Below are 20,521 nucleotides of genomic sequence, written 5' to 3' on the forward strand. Positions count from 1 at the left end.
CGGGGTGTCATCTCGGCTAGGACCGGGGTAGTCAGGTGGCTACGTCCACCGGTCTTTCCCGGCGATGACCCGCACAGACACCGGCCCGTGGCTGGTGGGAAGCCACGGGCCGGTGGGTCGTGCGCGCTGTCGGATCAGCGGCGGGAGCGCGAAACCCTTCCGCGCAGCGCGAGGTACGCGAGCGTGTGCGCCAGGATGCCCACCGCCACGATGGCGATGAACCCGTGCAGCAGCGGGGTCGCCGACCACCCCTCGGTGATCAGGGACCGCAGCGCGCCGTAGACGTAGGTCAGTGGGTTGACCCCGGCCACCGCGTCCATCCACCCGGTCATCTCCTCGCGGGGGACGATGGTCGTGGAGAGGAAGACGAACGGGAAGAACAGCAGGAAGGTCTGGGCGGTCACGGTCGGGTTGGCGGTGCGCAGCGCCACCGCGTACAGGATTCCGACGTACGCCAGGGACCAGGCCAGTGCCACCCCGACGAACGCGAGCATGCCCAGCACGCCGGTGGTGAACTCGACGCCGACGATCGTGCCCATGATCAGCACCGGGACGGTGAGCGCGGCCACGATGGCGAGATCGGCGACCATCATGCCGAGCAGCAGCGCGAGGCGGTTGACGGGGGAGAGCAGCAGCCGGTCGAAGTAGCCGTTCATGATGTCGGTGACGACCGACGGCGCGCGGGTCACCCCGGTCACCGCGATGACGATCGACACCGGGAGCTGGAAGGCCCGGAACTCGTCGATCCCGGCCTGACCGAAGATGCTCTCCAACGAGCCGATGAAGATCGCGAAGAAGAACACCGGCACGAAGATCGGCGGGAACAGCGTCTCCGGTTCGCGGCGGGCCTGCCGCAGCGAACGGCCGGCGATGTGGATCACGTCGCGGACGAAGCCGGCGCGCCGGGCGAGGTTCGGCCTGGGCGTGGGCAGCTCCGCCCGGACCGCGGGCAGGGCGTCGGGCATGGTGGTCATCGGGGTCCCCCTCCGGTGGTGGCGAGCTCGGCGTCGGCCTGGTCGCCGGCCAACCGCTGACCGGTGACCGAGAGGAAGACGTCGTCGAGGGTGGGCCGGCGCAGCGTCAGGGTCTGCACCGGCACGCCGGCGTTGGCGAGCGCGACGGCGACCGGTGTGACGGCGGTCGGCCCGTCGCCCACCCGCGCGGTGATCTCGGGGCCGATGACGTCGACGCCCTCGACCTCCGGCAGTGCGCGCAGTGCCGTGGCGGCCGACTCGGCGTCGCCGTCGACCCGGGCCACCACCATGTCCGCACCGATGCGTCGCTTGAGCGCGTCCGGCGTGTCCTCGGCGACCAGCCGACCGTCGGAGATGATGCCGACCCGTTCGGCCAGCTCGTCGGCCTCCTCCAGGTACTGCGTGGTGAGGAAGACCGTGGTGCCGCTCTCGGAGTTGAGTCGGCGTACCTCGTCCCAGAGGGCGAACCGGCTGACCGGGTCGAGACCGGTGGTCGGCTCGTCGAGGAAGAGCACGCTGGGGTTGTGGATCAGGGCCAGCGCGAGGTCGAGGCGACGCTTCATGCCACCGGAGTAGGAGCCGGCCGGACGCTTGATCGCGTCGCCCAGCTCGATCAGGTCCTGCAACTCGCTGATCCGGCGGTCGATGGTGGAGCCGCGCAGGCCGTACAGGCGGCCCTGCAGCTCCAGGTGTTCGAGGCCGGTCTGCCGGTCGTCGATGGCGGTCGCCTGTAGGGCGGCGCCGATGGCCAGGTGCACGCCGACCGGGTCGCTCGCGACGTCGTGTCCGGCGACCGTGGCGGAACCGCCGGACGGGGTGAGCAGCGCGCAGAGCATGCGGACGGTGGTGGACTTGCCGGCTCCGTTGGGACCCAGGAATCCGTAGATCTCACCCATTGGCACGCACAGGTCGACGCCGTCGACCGCCCAGTGCGCACCGAATCGCCTGCGTAGGCCGGTCGCGATGATTGCGGGAGCAATTACTCCTCCACCTGGTGGAGGTGAGACAGCCGTTCTTGGGTCCATACTGGTCTCCTCGGGCCGATATACTCAGGAGTCTCCGAGACAGTTCGTCTGGTGTCAATACATTGTGTCTCGGTGGTGCGGCCGAGTCGGGACGGTTTGGAGGAAGCCGTGGCGGAGGACTGGCGTGACACCCTCGAGACCCACAAGGCTCGATACCGCGAACGGATCATCGACGCGGCGATCGAGCTGGTGGCCGAGGAGGGCGTCGCGAAGGCGTCGATGGCCGCGTTGGCCCAACGGGCCGGGATCGGCCGGGCGACGGTCTACAAGTACTTCCCGGACGTGGAGCACGCGTTGCTCGCCCACGTCGAGCGGGAGGTCGACGACTGTAGGGCGGCCCTGCTGGCGGTCCACTCACGCGAGGAGGATCCCGTCGCGCGCCTGCGCGGCTGCATCGAGGCGTTGCTCGGCTACTTCGCGAGCCAGCGGCACCGGTTGAGCTGGGTGACGTTGGAGCAGGCGGATCTCTCGTCGGCGGCGGTCTCCCGCCTCCGTACGTTGATGACCAACCTGCCGCAGCCGTTCATCGAGACGATCTCCACCGGCATCGACACCGGCGGTCTGCGCGGCGATCTGCGGCCGGACGTGCACGGGCTGCTCATCTTCAAGATGGTGGTCAGCCTGCACGACTACCTCGTCTCCGGCGCGCTGACCCAGCAGGACGCGGCCAAGACGGTGTGGCAGCTGATCAGCGAGGGCGTGCTGCCCCGGGAGAGCGGCCACCTCACTCCGGTGGTCAGCGCCTCGTCGGTCTGAACGCGAGCGGGGCCGGTCCGGGCAGACCCGGCCGGCCCCGCCGCTTGCGGCGCCTCAGACCTCTTCGAGCAGACCCTGCTTGATGGCGACCGCAGCGGCGAGGGTGCGGTTGGAGCAGTTGAGCTTGGCCAGGATGTTGGCCACCAGTCGTTTGACGCCGTGCTGCGAGATCAGCATGCGACGGGCGATCTGCTTGTTGCTCAGCCCTTCCGCGAGCAGGATCAGCGTCTCGCGCTCCCGCGGCGTCAGCTTGGTGCAGTCGGCGCGGACCTGCGGCGTGGTGCCGCGGGCGCGCTCCAGCAGCCGGTTGGCCAGCATCGCCGGCATCGGGATCTCTCCACTGTCGATCCGCCTCAGCGCCTGGGCCAGCGCGTCCTCGGTGACGTCGTCCTGGATCAGGAAGCCGTTGCTCGGAAAGCGGGTGACCGCGTCGAGGCTCTCGCAGCGGCGCCCCAGCAGCAGCAGGATCTTCGCGCCCTGGCTGAACGCCGCGTCGGCGACCTGGTAGGGACCCGTCGCGGCGAGGTCCTCGCACGCCAGCACCAGGATGTCGTACGGCCGGCCACACGGCACGTGGTCGGGATAGGCGGCGACGAAGGTATTCACCTCGGTCACCGAGTCGAGTGAGATGAGCATGTCGCTCAGGCCGCGGCGGGCCATCTCGTTGTCGGCGAAGACGAGGACGCTGAAGCCGTCTCGATCTTCTGTGAACGGGTCTCCAAATCGTTCCACCTCGATCAGCTCTCCCCCCGGTTCAGCCATGTGACAAACGAAGTGTAGGGCCCGTGACAAAGTGTCGCGAGTGCCACACGAGATCAATATGGCAGCAGCAACTGTCTATGTCCCCTGATCAGAGCATCAGCGCATGTCGGTCGGGGTCGAAGCCAACCGGCCACAATGGTCAACCGAAAGTGGGATGGGCTGAACGGCGATAGACCATTATCGACGGATTCGTGGCCACTGAACGACGGCTAACACCGCCACCAGCAACGGCACCGCGACCCACAATTGCGCCGTCGTGTAGTGCTGAAGCTCGCCCGGGACGTCCACGCCCCGGATCTCCGCCTCCAGCGCGCCGGGACGGATCAGCGTGAGCGCGTGCACCGACAGCGGTACGTAGTTGACGGCCAGACCGATCAGCCACCACCCCACCACCGCGCGCAGGCCGCCGCCGGAGGACACCGCGAGGAGGCCGAGCGCGCCACCACCGCCGACGCCCAGCAGGAACTCGGCGAGGATGACCCATCGTCGCCACCGGACCCCGGCGGAACCCCACATGTCGATGGCCGCCAGACGGCGTACGTCGAGTCCGAGAGCCATGCCCGGCATGCTGTCACGGGCCGGTCCCGATCCGCCATCACTTCCCGAGGACACGACGGCGTCTAGTCTTCCAGTCGGACGTCCGGAGCGGTGAGGGCCCGTACCAGGCTGCGGGGACGCATGTCCGTCCAGTGGGTCTCGATGTGCCGCAGACACTCCGCCCTTCCCGCCGGCCCGAGCGTCACGCTCCACCCGGCCGGCACGTCCACGAACGCCGGCCACAGCGAGTACTGGCCCTCCTCGTTGACCAGGGACAGGAAGGTGCCCTCGTCGTCCTCGAACGGGTTCGTCATCGTCAGCTCCTCAGCAGGGGTTCGGCCCGTACGGCGGCGACCCGCCACTCGGGATGGTCGACGAGCATCTGCAGGGCCCGCACCATGGCTTCCACCAGGCGCTCCACGTCGGCCCGGGGCAGCAGGTCGGGCCGGTGGGTGACCCGGAACGCGATCCGCTCGTACGGCAGCACGGCCAACCCGAACGTGAAGTGCGGGGTGTCGTGGCCGGTGGCGCCGCTCATGCGCAGGCCGCCGGTGGCCTCGGTGAGCGCCTCCGGGTCCAGCGGGAAGTTCTCGAACACGACAGCGCTGTCGAACAGCTCGCCCACCCCGGCGGCGCGCTGGATCTCACCGAGACTGAGGTACTGGAAACCGCTCAGCTGGGACTGCTCGTCCTGGATCCGGGCCAACAGACCGGCGAGGTCCTCCTCGGTGCGCAGCCGGACCCGGACCGGGAGCGTGTTGATGAACAACCCCACCATCTTCTCCACGCCCGGCAGCTCGGGTGGCCGCCCCGCCACGGTCATGCCGAACACCACGTCGTCGCGGCCGGTCGTGTCGGCGAGGGTGAGTGCCCAGGCCGCCTGGACGAAGGTGTTGACGGTGAGCCCGTCGGCCCGGGCGCGCGAGCGCAGGGCCGTGCTGAGCGGTTCCGACAGCTCCGAGGTCACGTGCTCCGGAAGCACCGCCTCCCGGTCCGGCGCCGGTTCCGCCAGCAGGGTCGGCCCGGGCAGGCCGTCGAGGACGTGCTGCCAGGCGGCGCGGGCCGCTCTCCGGTCCTGGCGGGCGACCCAGGCCAGATAGTCGCGGTACGGGGGAGCCGGTGGCAACGCCGTCTCGCGCAGCTCCGCGTGGTACAGCGCCAACAGGTCGGTGATGAGCAGCGGCGTCGACCAGCCGTCCAGGAGGATGTGGTGCGCACCGACCACCAGGGCGTGCCGCTCGGCGGCCAGCCGGACCAGCAGCAGCCGCGCCATCGGCGGCTGGGTGGGCTGGAAGCGGGCCGCCCGGTACGCGTCGACCAGATCCGCCAGCCGGCCCTCCTGCTCCGCCGGGGCGAGCCGGCTCAGGTCGATCTCGCGCCACGGCATCCGGGTCGCCTCGCCGATCACCTGCACCGGCACCGGCAGCCCCTCGTGCAGGAACGCCGCACCGAGGTGCGGATGCCGGCGCAGCAACCCGTCACCGGCCCGACGCAGCGCCGCCGCGTCCAGAGGGCCGTCCAGGTACAGGGTGAGCTGCACGACGTAGACCCCGCGGGCCTCGTCGGCGGAGACCGCGTGGAAGAGCAGACCCTCCTGCAACGGGGCCAGCGGCAGCACCTCGCCGGCACCGGGGACCTCGGCGGTGATCGCGTCCACCTGGTGCTGGGTGAGGCGCACCAGGGGGAAGTCGCTGGGCGTGCGTCCGCCGGCGCTGACCCCGGCCAGCGCCGCCAGGCCACCCAACGCCTGCCGCCACGCCCGGGCCAACTCCTCGACCTCGGCCGCGTCCACGACCTGGCTTCCGTACAGCAGGCTCGCCGACAGCGCCGGGCCCCCGGGGCCGTCCACCGACCAGGCGGTGACCTCCAGGACGTGGTCGAGCGGAGTACGCGGGTCGGCGCCGCCGTCCAACGCGCCCGTCTCGGGAGCCGGACTCCACCCGTCCGGGCCGGCGCTCGGGTCGTCGGCGCCGCCGGGGAACCGGCCCAGATAGTTGAAGCCGACCTCCGGGTGCCCGGCAGCCGCCAGCAGCGGCCGGGTGTGCGGGTTGAGGTAGCGCAACAGGCCGTACCCGATGCCGTGGTCCGGCACCGACCGCAGTTGCTCCTTGACCCGCTTGAGCGCCGACTCCAGGGCCGGTCCGCCGGCCACCACCTGCTGCCAGTCGACCGCGCCCGGGTCGAGGCGTACCGGGAACATGCTGGTGAACCAGCCGGCGGTGCGGGTCAGGTCGAGCCCGTCGACGAGCGGTTCGCGGCCGTGCAGCTCGCTGTCGATCACCAGAGCCGAGCCGCCGTCGGCGCTGCCCCGGACCCGACGCCGGTGAGCCGTCGCGATCACCAGCGCGGTGGCCAACACCACGTCCGGCGTGCAGTGGAACAACGCGGGCAGCCGCACCAGCAACGCCGCGCTCTCCTCCGGCGGCAGCTCGACCGGCACGGCGGCGGCGGTCGCGGCGACGTCCACCGCCGGGTCGAGCGGCCGGCTGCCCAGCAGCGGCTGGTGACCGCTCAGCTGTTCCAGCCAGAGGTCCACCTCGTTCTCCCGCTCCGGGCGTTGCGCCTCCTCGGCGAGCAGCCCCGCCCACCGGCGCAGGGACGTGCCGACCGGCGCGAGCGCCGCACCGGCCGGTGTCCCGTCGCGGGCGGCCCGCCAGGCGGCCTCCAGGTCGGCGCCGAGCACCCGCCAGGAGACGCCGTCCACGACGAAGTGGTGGGCGAGCAGGAACAGCCGACCGGCCCGTTCGCCGCCGGCATCCGCGTGTACCACCCGGAACATCCGTCCGTCGGCGGGCACCAACGCCCGGCGGGCGTCCTCCCGGGCCGCGTCGAGGACCGCGTACGCCTCGGTGGCGTCGAGGTCGGCGACCCGGACCTGGCCGACGACGGTGCCGGCATCCACCGACCCGACCGGCAGGATCTCGCATCCGCCGGACGCGTCGACCCGCATCCGCAGCGCGTCGTGGTGGTCGAGCACCGCCTGCACGGCCGCCACGAGATCGGCGCGGGTGACACCGGCGGGCACGGCCAGGGTGATCGACTGGCTGAAGCCGTCGACCGGGCCGGGCCGCTCGTGGCACCACCGCATGATCGGTGTGAGCGGCATCGGGCCGATCGCGTCGTCGCGGGTCTCGACGGCCGGTGCGGTCACCGCCTGGGCGACCGCCGCGATGGCCGCGACCGACTTGTGCGCGAAGACCTGCCGCGGCGTCAGCGCCAGTCCCGCCCGGCGGGCCCGGCTGGCCAGTTGCAGCGCGGAGATGCTGTCTCCGCCGAGGTCGAAGAAGCGGTCCTCGACGCCCACCTCGTCCAGCCGCAGCACCTCGGCGAAGAGCCCGGCGACGACGCGTTCGGCGTCGGTGCGCGGCGCGCCGCCCCGCCCGCCGACCGCCGGGCCCGGCGCGGGCAGCAACGCCCGGTCCAGCTTGCCGTTGGCGGTCAGCGGGAACCGCCGCACCACGACGACGGCCGCCGGCAGCAGGTGGTCGGGCAGACGGGTCGCCGCCCACTCGCGGATCGCCGTGCCGTCGGCGTCGTCGCCGGTGACGTAGGCGACCAGCCGGCGTACCCCGGGGTGGTCCTCGCGGGCGACGACGACGGCCTGCGCCACCGCCGGATGCTCGCGCAGCGCGGCCTCCACGTCCCCCGGCTCGATCCGGAAGCCACGCACCTTCACCTGGTCGTCGGCGCGGCCCAGGAAGTGCAGCACCCCGTCGACGTCCCAGCGGGCCAGGTCGCCGGTGCGGTAGAGCCGACCGCCGGGCGGGCCGAACGGGTCGGCGGGGAACCGGGACGCGGTCAGCGCGGCGTCGTCGAGGTAGCCGTGCGCCAGCCCGGCGCCGGCCAGGTACAGCTCACCCGGCACGTCCGGGCCCGTCGGCCGCAACGCCGGATCCAGGACGTACGCCCGGGTGTTGTCCATCGGCCGCCCGATGGGCAGCGGACCGTCGACCGGTTCACCGGGGCGCACCGGCCAGGCGGTGGCGAAGGTGGTGTTCTCGGTCGGGCCGTACCCGTCGACCACCGTGATGCCGGGCACGGCCGCCCGCACCCGGGCCACCGCGTCGGTCGGCACCACCTCACCGCCGGTCCACACCTCCGCCACCCCGGTCAGCACCTCCGGTGCCTCCCCGGCGACGAGCCGGAACAGGCCCGCGGTCAGCCACAGCGCGGTCACCCGGTGCCGCACGACGAGCCGGCCGATGGCCGCGACGTCCAGGTCGCCGGGTGGCGCGACCACCACCGTGCCGCCGCGGAGCAGCGGCACCCACAGCTCGTAGGTGGCGGCGTCGAAGGTCACCGGCGAGTGCAGCAGGACGCGCCGGTGGGCGGCGGCGTCGAAGCGCCGGTCCAGCGCCAGGGCGACGATGGCGCCGCCCGGCACCACCACCCCCCGGGGCACCCCGGTGGTGCCGGAGGTGTACATGACGTACGCCGGCCGGTCGGCCGCAGCCGGGACGCGGGGCGAGGCGACGCCGCCCGGCGCGTCGGGACGCAGCCGGGGGCCGGGGAAGTCGGGCAGCGCCGTGTCGTCGGCCGCGACGAGGCAGGTGGGGCGGGCGTCGGCCAGGATGGCCGCCAGCCGGGCGGGTGGGTAGCCGACGTCGACCGGCAGGTACGCGGCCCCGGCCCGGAGGGTGGCGAGCAGGCTCACCACCAGCGCGGCGCCCCGGGGCAGCGCGACCGCCACCCGGTCGCCGGGTACGACGCCCGCCGCGACCAGCGCACCGGCCAGCCGGTCGGCGCGCGAATCCAGCTCGCGGTAGGTCAGCGTGGTGTCCCCGTCGAGCACCGCCACCGCGTCCGGGGTGCCCGCCGCGACCGCCGCCACCAGCTCGTCCGGGCCGGTCGGGGGGAGCGGCGTCGCGGTGTCGTTCCATCCGGCCAGCGCGTCGTCAGCGGCCGGCGTGACCAGCCGGAGCCGCCCGACCAGTGTGTCCACGTCCGACACCAGCGCCTCGAACACCCGGTGCAGCGCGGCCAGCAGGTGCCCGGCGCGTTCGTCGTCGACCACGTCCGGCCGGTGGTCCAGCCGGAGCTGGACCCGCCCGCCCCGGGCGTACACCCGCAGTGTCACCGGGTAGTGGCTGCCGTCGTGACTGGCCAGGCCGACCACCCGCAGGTCGCTGCCGTCGGGCTGGAAGCCGCCGGTGTCCATCGGATAGTTCTCGAACGCGAACACGGTGTCGAAGAGGGCGTTGTGCCCGGCCGCCCGGTGGATCGCGCGCAGCCCGAGGTGCTGGTGCGGCATGAGGGCCGTCTGGTCGGCGCGCAGCCGCGTCACCACCTCGCGCAACGACCATCCGGCGGGGCAGCGGACCCGTACCGGCACCACGTTCATCGACAGGCCCACCATCGCCTCGATGTCGTCCAGCTCCGGGGGGCGTACCGACACGGTGGCGCCGAACGCGACGTCCGCGCTGCCGGTGGTCGCGGCCAGCGCCAACCCCCAGGCCGCCTGCACGACGGTGTTGAGGGTGACCCCGCAGTGACGGGCGGCGAGCGCCAGGCCGTCGGAGAGCGCGTCCGGCAGGTCGACGGCGACCTCCCGGGCCGGCAGCGGTTCCCGCCCGTCGCTGCCGGGCGCGAGCAGGCTCGGCGTCTCGAAACCGGTGTACGCCTCGCGCCAGGCCGTCGCCGCGGCGTCGGTGTCCCGGCTCACCAGCCACGTCACGTACTCCCGGTACGGCGTCAGCGGCGGCAGGTCCCGAGCCGCGTCACCGCCCGCGTAGAAGCCGAGCAGGTCCCGGATCAGCAGAGGCGTCGACCAGCCGTCGGCGACGATGTGGTGGCAGAGCAGGGAGATCCGGTGTCGCCCGTCGGTGAGCCGGTGCACCGAGATCCGGACCAGCGGTGGTCGGGCCAGGTCGAAGCGCCGGGCGCGGTCGGCGGCGAGCAGCCGCTGCGACTCGTCCTCCCGGGCGGCCGGGTCGAGGTCGCGCAGGTCCGTCTCGTCGACCGGTGGGTGGCCGCCGCGCGGGATCACCTGCACCGGCCGGCTCAGCCCGTCGTGCAGGAAACCGGCCCGCAGATTGGGATGCCGGCGCAGCAGGTCGTCGGCGGCGCGGCCGAGCCGGGCCACGTCGAGCGGGCCCTCGACGTCGAGGATCAGCTGCACCGAGTAGACGTCCAGGGCGTCCTCGTCGAAGCGGGCGTGGAAGAGCATCCCCTCCTGCAGGGGCGCGACGGGCAGCAGGTCGACCGGGTCCGGCACCGCCGCGACGACCAGGTCCAACTCCTCCGGGGTGAGCGGCGTCAGGCTCAGGTCCAGGTCCCGGGGAGTGGTGTCGCCGGAACCGGGCAGGGCGGTGTGCGCGGCGAGCCCCACCAACGCCTCCGCCCACCGGGTGGCCAGGTCGGCGATCTCGTCCTCGTCGAACAACTCGCCCGCGAACATCAGCGAGGCGGTGAGCTGGGTACCGGTCGGGCCCTCCTGCGCGACCATGCCGATCTCCAGCTCGTGCGGCAGCGGCGCGTCCGGGTCGGACGCGCCACCCAGACCGTCGAACTCCCTCGCCGCGCCCCACCCGGTGTCCGCGCCCTCACCGCCGACCGCCGCGAACCGGCCGAGGTAGTTGAAGCCGATCTGCGGGCGACCGGCCTCGGCGAGCACGGTCGAGGTGTGCGGGTTGAGGTAGCGCAGCAGACCGAAGCCGACGCCCTTGTCCGGCAGCGACCGGGTGAGCTGGCGGACCCGACGGATGGCGGCGCCCACGGCCGGTCCACCGCAGCGGACCTCGTCCCAGTCCGGGGCGCCCGGGTCGAGGCGTACCGGGTAGATGCTGGTGAACCAGCCGACCGTGCGGGACAGGTCGACGCCGGGCACGACGGGCTCCCGACCGTGCCCCTCGATGTCCAGCAGCACGTCCGAGGCGTCGCCCCGGCCGCGTGCGCGCCGCCACGCCGCCACGGCCAGTGCCAGGCCGGTCATCAGCACTTCGTCCGGTCCGCAGTGGAACAGCGCCGGCGCCCGCGTGAGCAGCAACTCGGTCTGCTCCGCGGGCAGTCGCATGGCGAACATCCGGCTGGTCCCTGTCACGTCGCGGATCGGGTCGAGCCGGTCGGCGCCCAACGTGGGGTCCGCTCCGGCGAGCTGGTCGAGCCAGACGTCGACCTCGTCCTCCCGCTCGGGGCGGCGGGCCTCCTCGGTGAGCAACTGCGCCCAGCGCCGGTACGAGGTGCCCACCGGCGGCAACGCCACCGGCGTCCCGTCCCGCGCCGCGCTCCAGGCGGACACCAGGTCGGGCACCAGCACCCGCCAGGCGACCCCGTCCACGACCAGGTGATGCGCGACGACCAGCAGCCGTCCGGGGTGGCGTGGGCCGGCGTCCAGCCACACCAGCCGCAGCATCACCCCGTCGGTGGGAGCGAGTTCTCGGCGGGCCGCCTCGGCCTCGCGTCCCACCGCCTCCGCCAGCCCCCGCTCGTCCAGGCCCGCCACGTCCACCCGGCGTACGCAGGACGCGGCGTCGACCGCCCCGCGGGGCCGTACGTCCAGCGTCCAGCGGGCGGCCCGGACGCCGCTGCCACCGCGGCGGGTCAGGGTCAGCCGCAGCACGTCGTGGTGGTCCAGCACGGTGCGCACCGCGGACACCAGCCGGTCGTGGCCCAGGTCGGCCGGCACCTGGAGCCCGACCGACTGGCTGAACCCGTCGCCGGGACCGCCCCGCTGGCGGAACCACTCCATGATCGGCGTCAGCGGCACCCGGCCCACGCCGTCGTCGGCGACCTCCGCCGGCCCGTCGTCGACCCGCCCGCAGATCTTCGCGAGACCCTCCACCGTGGGGTGCTCGAAGACGTCCTGGGGGGTGAACGACAGCCCGGCGCGGCGGGCGCGGCTGACCAGCTGGATGGCGATGATGCTGTCGCCGCCGATGTCGAAGAGGCTCGCCCGGTGGTCGACCGACGGCAGGCCGAGCACGTCGGCGAAGACGCCGGCCAGCACGGTCGCCGCGCCGACCGTCGGGTTGGCGGCGGCGGCGAAGTCGGGCGCGGGCAGGGCGGACCGGTCCAGCTTGCCGTTCGGCGTCGTGGGCAGCCGGTCGAGGACGACGACGGCGCTGGGCACCATGTGGTCGGGCATCCGCGCGGCGGCCCACGCCCGAACCGCCGCGCCGTCGACCGCCCCGGTGACGTACGCGACGAGCTTGCGGTCGCCGGGGCGGTCCTCCCGGGCGACCACGGCGGCGGCGGTCACCGACGGGTGGCCGGTCAGCGTGGCCTCCACGTCGCCGAGCTCGATCCGGAAGCCGCGCACCTTCACCTGGTGGTCGGTGCGCCCCAGATAGTGCAGGACGCCGTCGGAGTCCCATCGAGCCAGGTCACCGGTGCGGTAGAGCCGGCTGCCGGGCGGGCCGAACGGGTCGGCCGGGAAGCGTTCGGCGGTCTGCGCGGGGTTGCCGAGGTAGCCGTCGGCGATCCCGTGGCCGGCCAGGTACAGCTCACCGGCGGTGCCGGGCGGCACCGGCTGCAACACACTGTCCAGGACGTACGCGCGGGTGTTCGGCAGGGGCCGCCCGATCGGCGGCGGAGCGTCGACCGGGCCACTGCCGTACCAGGCGGTCGCGTAGACGGTCGCCTCGGTCGGGCCGTAGACGTTGCCGAGGCGGGCGTCCGGGAATCGTTCCCGGACCGCGCGGGCCACCTGCACGGGCAGCGCCTCCCCGGCGAGCAGCAGCGTGTCCGGGGACAGGTCCAGCCCACCGTGGGCGACCAGGTGGCCCAGCACCGACGGCACGGTGCTGACGAGGCTGACCTGCCACCCTGCGGACGGCTCGGCGATCAGGGCCAGCGGATCGGCGACGAGTTCCACCGTGTGCCCGGCCAGCAGCGGCACCACCACCTCGAAGACGGACACGTCGAAGCTGAGCGAGGTGGACGCGAGCACCCGGCGCAGCGCCCGGTCGCCGATGTCCCGGCGGGCCCAGCCGAGCAGGTTGGCGACCGACCGGTGGGCGACCACCACACCCTTCGGCCGTCCGGTCGAGCCGGAGGTGTAGATGACGTACGCGGGGTGCGCCGGCAGCAGCGGACCGGACCGGTCGGCGTCGACGGGCCGCCGGGTCGGACGTCCGTCCACGTCGGCGCGTACCGCCGGGTCGTCGAGCCGGACGGCCCGGTGGTCGGGGTGCCGGTCGGCCAGGTCGCCGTCGGTCAGCAGCAGCGCCGGTCGGGCGTCGGCGAGCATGCCGGCGATCCGGGCGGCCGGGTACGCCGGGTCGACCGGCAGGTACGCCGCGCCGGTCTTGGTGATCGCGAGCAGCGCGACCACGGTGTCCGCCGTGCGGGGCAGCGCCAGCGCGACCAGGCGTCCCGGCCCCGCGCCCTCGGCGAGCAGGTGGTGTGCCAGCCGGTTGGCCCGCTCGTCGAGATCCCGGTAGGTCAACCGGGTCGGGCCGGCGACGACGGCGAGGGCCTCGGGGGCGCGGTCGGCCGTGGTCTCGAAGAGCCCGGGGATGGTCGCCGGAGTGACGGTGGTCGCGGTGTCGTTCCACTCGGCGACGGCGCGGCGGACCGGGTCGCCGACCAGGTCGACGGCGGCCACCGGCTGCCCGGGGGCGGCGGTCAGCGCCCGGCGCAGGCCGGCCAGGTGGGCGGTCAGGTCGGTCGCGTCGAAGTGGGCGGCGTCGCCGTCGAGCACCAGGCACAGGCCGTGGTCGACCGGGTCCTCCACGACGCGGACGACCAGTTGCGCCGGCTGCCCCGTGCCGAGGTGCCGCACGGTCGCGGGGACCGGACCGAACCGGGCCGGCGCCGCCGCGGGCACGGCCTCGACCAGCACACCGTACGGCCCGACGTCGGTGACCGGGTGCCGCTGGTGGCGGCGGGCCCGACGGGTCGCGTCGGCCACCCGGCGTACCACGGCGGCCACGGTGTGCTCGGGTCGGACCGGCACCCGCAACGGCAGCACCCGGGCGAGTGGGCCGGGGTCGCGCAGGTCGCCCCGTTCGGTGCGGCCCGCCACCCGTACCCCGGTCAACACGTCGGTTCCGGCGCCACGCCGGTGCAGGTAGCAGGTGACGGCCGCGGCCAGCCAGACGGGCCAGGCGACGCCGGCGGCGCGGGACGCGGCGCGTACCGCCGCCGTTTCGCCCGCGTCCAGTGGGGCCTCGGCCGTCACCCGGCCGACGCGGCGGCCGTCGTGGGTCGTCGACAGGCCGGCCGGCGAGGGCGCGTCCCGCAGCTCGTCCGCCCAGTGCCGTCGTGCCGCGTCGGCCCCCGGCGCCTCCGGGCCCGGCGTTGGCGTCGCGCGCAGCGGTTCGCCGACGGTGCCGCCGCCCAGCAGCCCGGAGTAGATCTCGGCGGCCCTGGTGGTGACCAGCTCCACGCCGTGCCGGTCCAGGTCGCCGCCGGGGTAGCGCTGGTACCAGCCGCAGCGGCCCGCGCCCAGGTGCAGCAGCGCCTGAGCGGACCGGCGGTCGGCGGTCCGGGCGCCGGTGCCGTCGCCGACCCAGCCCTCGGCGGCACGCTCCGGGTCGGGCTCGCCGCCCAGGTCGACCAGCTCCACGTCGTCCGGCGCGGGCAGCCCGGTGGCGGTATGCAGTTCGTCCAGGGCGCGGCGCACCGCCGTGCCGAACAGCGCCGGGTCGAGCACGCCGTCCGGTGTGACGAGTGCGGCGACGGCGCCGGTGTGGTCGGCCACGGTCATCTCCCTCTAGAGGACGCGGGTGTGGGCGTAGTGGTGGAAGCCGCGGCCGGCCTTGCGCCCGAGGTGTCCGGCGTCGACCAGCTCGGTCAGCAGCGCGCTCGGTGTGAACCGGTCGTCGCCGGTGTGCTCGCGCAGCACCACCAGCGAGTCGAGGACGGTGTCCAGGCCGATCAGGTCGGCGGTGGCGAGCGGGCCCAGCGGATGGCCGAAGCAGCTGGTGAAGACGTCGTCGACGGTCGCGGCGTCGGCCGTGCCCTGTTCGACGACGGTCGCGGCCTCGTTGACGGTCAGCATCAGCACCCGGTTGGTGACGAAGCCCGGCCCGTCGTTGACCACGATCGCGCGCTTGCCCATGCCGTCGAGGAGCGCCCGGGCGCGGTCGAGCGTCTCCGGGCTGGTGTCCGCGCCGCGGACCACCTCCACGGCGTCCTTCAGGGGCGCCGGATTCATGAAGTGCATGGCGAGCACCCGGTCGGCGCGGCGGGTGAACGCCGCCAGCCGGGCGACCGGTATCGCGGACGTGCAGGACGCCAGCACCGCCCGGGCCGGGCAGATCGCATCCAGGGTGGACAGGACCACCCGTTTCACGTCGACCCGCTCGACGGCGCACTCCACCACGAAGTCGGCGGCGGCGAGGGCGTCGATCGAGGCGGCCCACCACACCGTCCCGGTCGGCCCGACCGGCGCCGTCGGCCGGGTCAACCGCAGCAGGCGTACGCCCTCACGCAGCCGTTGCGGCCCCCGCTCTCGGGCTGCGGGGTCGGGCTCGACCACCACCACGTCGTGCCCCGCCTGGGCGGCGCACTGGGCCACGCCGACACCCATGGTGCCGGCCCCGACCACACCGATCGTCATCTCCGTTTCCTTCCCGGTCATCCGGCCACCGCCGGCAACCACAGGTCGAGCGCCGCCCGGTCCGGCTCGGCCGCCGCCGCCCGCAACACGCCGACCAGTTCGTCGGCCAGCGCCGCCACGGTGTCCGGGTCGAAGAGCGCGGTGCGGTAGGTCAGGCTCGCGGCCACGGCGTCGCCGTCCGGCCGCACGGTCAGTGCCAGGTCGTACGGGTGCGCCACGGTCGGGGCGTCCACCGGCCCGAACCACAGGTCGAACAGCGGGTGGCGGCCCGGCAGCGGCGGCAGGTCCAGTGCCCGCGCCAGCACGTCGACCGGCACGCCGAGGTGCCGGCGCGCCCCGGCGAGCGTCGCGTCGACCCGGGCCAGCAGGTCGCCCCAGGCGGGTTCGTCGGAGAGGTCCACGCGGATCGCGGCGGGCCGTGACCCCTGCCCCGCGTCCAGCGCCGCGCCCACCACCACGTCGTCGGTGCCGGCCCGCGCCGCGACCACGGCGAGGTACGCGCCCAGCAGCGCGGTCACCGGGTCGCCCCCGGCCGCCGCCACCACGTCGGCGGGCACGCCGAACCGGTGGGCGGCGGTGGCGGTGTCCCCGCCGGTCGGGCGTGGCCGGTCGGTCGGCAGCTCCACGACCGGCGCGTGGTCGAGCAACTGCCGCCAGTACGCGACGTCGGCACCGGAGCCGGGCTCTTCGACGACCGGCGCAGGTGATCCGGGCCGGGCTGCCGCGACGGCGGCGGCCACCTCCCGCACCGGCCGGTCCGGGGCGGCCGCGAGCGTCCGCAGCAGTGCCAGGAACAGCTCGGCCATCCCCACCACTGTGGAGTGTGCGAAGAGTTGGGTGCTGTACTCCAGGATGCCCACCAGGTCCCGCATCTCGGCGTGCTCGCCGAGCACCAGGCTGAGGTCGAACTTGGCGGTGCCGGGCGGCAGGCCGGGGAACGGGTCCTCCCGGTCGCCGCCGCCGAGCACGTTGCCCCGCCCGATGTCCCGCGAGACCGTCGGCGGCAGGGTCTGGTGGACGTACATCACGTCGAACAGCGGGCTGCGCGACGGGTCGCGCGGCCCCGCGACCGCCTTGACCACCCGGTCGAAGGGCACCTCCTGGTGCTCCAGACCGGTCAGCACCGTCCCGCGCACCTGGCGGACCAGGTCGCGGAAGGTCGGCTCACCGGACAGGTCGGCCCGTAGCGCGATGGTGTTGTTGAAGAAGCCGATCAACTGCCACAGCTCCGGGCGGGTACGACCGATCGTCGGGGTGCCCACCACCACGTCGTCCTGGCCGCTGTAGTGGCCGAGCAGCACGTACAGGCCGGAGAGCACGACGGTGAACAGCGTCGCGGTCTCCGCCCGGCCCAGTTCCCGCAGCGCCTCGGTGACCTGCTCCGGCACGATGAAGCTGTGGTGGTCGCCCGAGTGGTCGCGGCGGGCCGGCCGGGGGTGATCGGTGGGCAGGTCGAGCACCGGCGGGTCCTGCAGCTTCCGCCGCCAGTAGTCCAGCTCCGCGTCCAGTGCCGGGCCGGTCAGCAGCTCGCGCTGCCACCGGGCGTAGTCGCGGAACTGGATGGGCAGTGCGGGCAGCTCCTGCCGTTCGCCCCGGGTACGGGCGGCCAGGTGGCCGGCCAGTTCGGCGGAGAGCACTGCCGGGGCCCAGCCGTCGTTCACCGCGTGGTGCATGAGCGTGATGCTCAGGTGGTCGTCGGGGGCGAGCCGGACCAGCACGACCCGGACCAGCGGGTCGGCGGCGATGTCGAAGACGTGTCGCTGCTCGGTGTGCAGGATCTCCCGGGCCGCCGCCTCCGGGTCGGCTGCGTCGGAGACGTCGACCACGGTGAAGAAGTCGCCCAGGGCGGGACGGATCACCAGGCGCGGTCGGCCGTCGTCGGTGACGAAGTTGGAGCGCAGCACCTCGTGGCGTGCCGCGAGATCCTCCCAGGCCAGGCGCAGCGCCTCGGCGTCGAGTGGGCCGCGTACGCGGGCCGGTGCGGGCAGGTTGTAGAGGGTCGTGCCCGGGTCCAGCTGGTGGTGGAACCACATCCGTTCCTGACCGAACGAGACCACCAGGTCGTCGCCGGGCACGATCGGTGGCAACCCGCGTGTCGTCGACCGGGCGGCGGGGGCGGTGGCCCCGGGCACTGCGGCCTCGGGCCCGGCGACCTCGGGCTCGGCGGGGTCGGGCCCTTGCGGGCCGGGTGTGTCCGGTCCGGGGTCGGCGGGTTCGGGGTCGACCGTGCCGGCGCGTTCGGCGATCACGCTGGCGAGGTCGTGTACCCGGGGGTGGTCGTAGATGTCGATGAGGCCGAGGCTGACGTCGTAGGTCTCGGCGACCCGGTCGATCAGTTGCAGGGCGATCACCGAGTTGCCGCCGAGCGCGAAGTAGTCGGCGTCCGCCGGTACGTCGTCGGCGTGCAGCAGCGCTCGCAGTGCCTCCCGCAGCCACGGCCCGACCGGTGGCCCGGTGGGTTCGCCGGTGGTGGCGGGCTCGGCAGGGGAGACCGGCTGGGCGGAGGCCGGCTCGGCTGCGGTGCTGGTGGTGCCGGTGTGGTGCGCCGCGACGGTGGTGCCGTGCTCGGCGGTGGCCGCACGCCCGGCGGTCGCCGACCGCCCGGCGTCCGGCTCGGCGGTGTCCGCCGGGACCGGAATGACCGGATCCGGGATCGGTGGCGGCTCGGCAGCCGCCGGGACGACCGCCGCCTCGGCCGGGGCTGCGACTGTCGACGGAGGACCGGCGGTCCCGGTCGGCTCGTCGGCCTCGGAGCGCGCGTGGTCGAGGTCCGGCTCGGACGCCGCGGTCGGGCCGAGGCTGATGATCTCACCCAGCGGCAGCGGCCAGCAGCGTTCCCCGCGCAGCGGGGTGCCGGGCAGGTGGATCCGGCGTGCCGGTGGACCGGCCGGCACGTCGGCCAGCGCGGCCCAGTCGAGGTCGACCCCGACGGAGTAGAGCGCGCCGAGCAGGCGCAGCAGCCCGTCCGGGCCGGGCGGCAACCGCAGCACGTCGCGCGGTCCGCCGGGGGCCGCCGGGTCGGTGAGCGCGTCGCCGAGTTCGCCTCGGAGACCGAGCTCCACGACGACGACCGGGCCGTCGTGGAGCACCTCGGCGACGGCGTGCCGCAGCCGCTGCGGGTCGGCGACGGGGAAGGACTCGCGGTCGGTCAGCTCGACGGTGTCCTCGGGCGTCAGCTCGTCGCGCAGCCAACGCACGGCGTAACGGGCCGCGCCGGAGCTGAGCATGCCGTGCACCGGCACTCCGGCGGCCACCATCCTGCGGTGGGCATCGAGCTGCCAGGCCACCGTGTCGGCGCGGGATCCGCGCAGCGGCAGGGACGTCGGCAGCGGGGCGACCGTGGCGTCGGCCGGCACCTCGGCGTCCCCGGAGAACAGCAGCACCACCCGTGGTGTGCTGCCCGCGTCCGTCGCGCTCTGCGCTCCCGCGCCCTCCGGGTCGGCGCTGCGGCGCCAGGTCGCCTCGGCGGCCAGGGCGGTCGCGGCCGTCCGGGTGTCGGTGGCCACCACCGCGAGTCGTACCGGGTGGTGGTCACGGCCCGCGCCCAGGGTGGCGGCCACGTCGGCGAGGCGGGCCGACCCGGGCCGCAGGGCGACCGCGACCCGGGTGCAGGTCCGCACCAGGTCGTCGGGGGTACGGGCGGAGATCGGCAGCAGCCGCGCCGCGCCGTCATCGTCGGTGGGTGGCTCGGGTGCCTGCTCGACCACGCAGTGCGCGACGATGCCACCCAGGCTGAAGGAGCTGACCCCGGCCCGGCGCGGCTGCTCACCGCTGCCCGGCCACTGTTCCAGCGCGGTCACCACCCGCACGCCCGCCGCCTCCGGGTCGACGCCGTCGGCGGGGGAGCGGTAGTGCAGCGACGGGTACAGCTCGCCGTGGCGCACGCTCAGGATCGCCCGCACCAGGCCGGCGACACCGGCCGCGTGGTCGAGGTGACCGATGGCGGTCTTCACCGAACCGATGGGCAGCGCCGCTGCGCGCCGGGTACCGGCCCGGCGACCGGCCAGGCCGAGCCCTTCGATCTCCACGGCGTCGCCGAGCCGGGTACCGGAACCGTGCGCCTCCAGGTAACCCGCCGCGGAGAGGTCCAGACCGGCCGCCCGCCAGGCCCGGCCGATGACGTCGGCGTGGGCGAGGGCGCTCGGCGTACTGATCGTGGCGGACCGGTGTCCGTTGTGGCCGATCGCCGTGCCCCGGATGACGGCGTGCACCGGCAGGCCCTCGGCTCGTGCCCGGGACAGCGTGCTGAGCAGCAGGACAGCGCCGCCCTCGCCGGCCGCGGTGCCGTCGGCGGCGGCGTCGAAGGCCCGGCATCGGGCCTGCGGGGAGATGATGGCCTGGAACGCGCCGCTGTCGTCGGCGGGTGGGTGCAGGGAGCGCACCGCGACCCCACCGGCCAGCGCGAGGTCCGCGTCGCCGGCCCGCAGCTCGCGGCAGGCGTGGTGCACGGCGACGAGCGAGCCGTTGCATCCGGTGTCCACCCCGTAGGTCGGGCCGACCAGGCCGAACAGGTGGGCGACCCGGGACGGCAGCGCGCAGGGCACGGTGCCGAGCATGGCCAGCGTGCCGGTCTCGCCGACCAGCGCGCCGTAGTCGGCGCTCGGCGAGCTGAACACCACGGCCGTCCTGCTGTCCCGCAGGCTCGACGGGGCCAGGCCGGCGTCCTCCACCGCGCCCTGCGTCAGGTGCAGGGCGATCCGGTGCTGCGGGTCGATCAGCTCCGCCTCCCGGCGGGACAGGCCGAAGAATCGGTGGTCGAAGAGGTCGATCCGGTCCAGGTAGCCCAGCTCGGCGTGCCGGACGTCGGGATCGACGTTGGTGGTCCGCATCCGCAGCGCGGGCATCGGCCGTACGCTGTCCCGACCGGCGCGCAGGTTGGCGCGGAACGCGTCGAGGTCGTCGGCCTGCGGAAACCGCACGGCGACGCCGATGACGGCGATGTCCTCTCCCGGCTGACCCATCGT

The 20,521-nt window shown here is 74.3% G+C and carries 9 protein-coding genes; 1 reads left to right on the plus strand and 8 read right to left on the minus strand.

The window, feature by feature from the left end; translation table 11 throughout:
* Positions 1-134 precede the first annotated feature (134 nt).
* Both O7616_RS17400 and O7616_RS17405 read right to left on the minus strand, forming a co-directional pair.
* Positions 135-974, minus strand: a complete 840-nt coding sequence (locus tag O7616_RS17400; RefSeq protein ID WP_282260433.1) for an ABC transporter permease — start codon at positions 972-974, stop codon at positions 135-137.
* Positions 971-1,999: an ATP-binding cassette domain-containing protein gene (locus O7616_RS17405; RefSeq protein ID WP_348773820.1), complete on the minus strand. Its 1,029-nt coding sequence runs from the start codon at positions 1,997-1,999 to the stop codon at positions 971-973. The genes O7616_RS17400 and O7616_RS17405 overlap by 4 nt, the downstream gene beginning before the upstream one ends.
* A gap of 108 nt (positions 2,000-2,107) precedes the next feature.
* Between O7616_RS17405 and O7616_RS17410 the strand changes: the two genes are divergently transcribed.
* Positions 2,108-2,755, plus strand: a complete 648-nt coding sequence (locus O7616_RS17410; RefSeq protein ID WP_282302958.1) for a TetR/AcrR family transcriptional regulator — start codon at positions 2,108-2,110, stop codon at positions 2,753-2,755.
* A 54-nt stretch (positions 2,756-2,809) separates the two neighbouring features.
* Here the strand turns inward: O7616_RS17410 and O7616_RS17415 are convergent, their stop codons facing one another.
* From O7616_RS17415 to O7616_RS17440, 6 genes are all read right to left on the minus strand, one after another.
* Positions 2,810-3,517: a response regulator transcription factor gene (locus O7616_RS17415; protein ID WP_282260431.1), complete on the minus strand. Its 708-nt coding sequence runs from the start codon at positions 3,515-3,517 to the stop codon at positions 2,810-2,812.
* Between the two features lie 177 nt (positions 3,518-3,694).
* Positions 3,695-4,075: a hypothetical protein gene (locus tag O7616_RS17420; RefSeq protein ID WP_282302959.1), complete on the minus strand. Its 381-nt coding sequence runs from the start codon at positions 4,073-4,075 to the stop codon at positions 3,695-3,697.
* A gap of 62 nt (positions 4,076-4,137) precedes the next feature.
* Positions 4,138-4,368 (minus strand): MbtH family protein, encoded by a 231-nt coding sequence (locus tag O7616_RS17425; RefSeq protein WP_282302960.1) that lies wholly within the window; start codon positions 4,366-4,368, stop codon positions 4,138-4,140.
* 2 nt (positions 4,369-4,370) lie between these two features.
* Positions 4,371-14,696 (minus strand): non-ribosomal peptide synthetase, encoded by a 10,326-nt coding sequence (locus tag O7616_RS17430; protein ID WP_282302961.1) that lies wholly within the window; start codon positions 14,694-14,696, stop codon positions 4,371-4,373.
* Between the two features lie 12 nt (positions 14,697-14,708).
* Positions 14,709-15,557: a 3-hydroxyacyl-CoA dehydrogenase family protein gene (locus O7616_RS17435; protein WP_282302962.1), complete on the minus strand. Its 849-nt coding sequence runs from the start codon at positions 15,555-15,557 to the stop codon at positions 14,709-14,711.
* A 17-nt stretch (positions 15,558-15,574) separates the two neighbouring features.
* The gene (locus O7616_RS17440; RefSeq protein ID WP_282302963.1) at positions 15,575-20,518 is read right to left on the minus strand and encodes a condensation domain-containing protein; all 4,944 of its coding nucleotides are present in this window, start codon (positions 20,516-20,518) and stop codon (positions 15,575-15,577) included.
* Positions 20,519-20,521: the final 3 nt, after the last annotated feature.

The organism is Micromonospora sp. WMMD964, from assembly GCF_029581455.1.
GTDB lineage: Bacteria > Actinomycetota > Actinomycetes > Mycobacteriales > Micromonosporaceae > Micromonospora.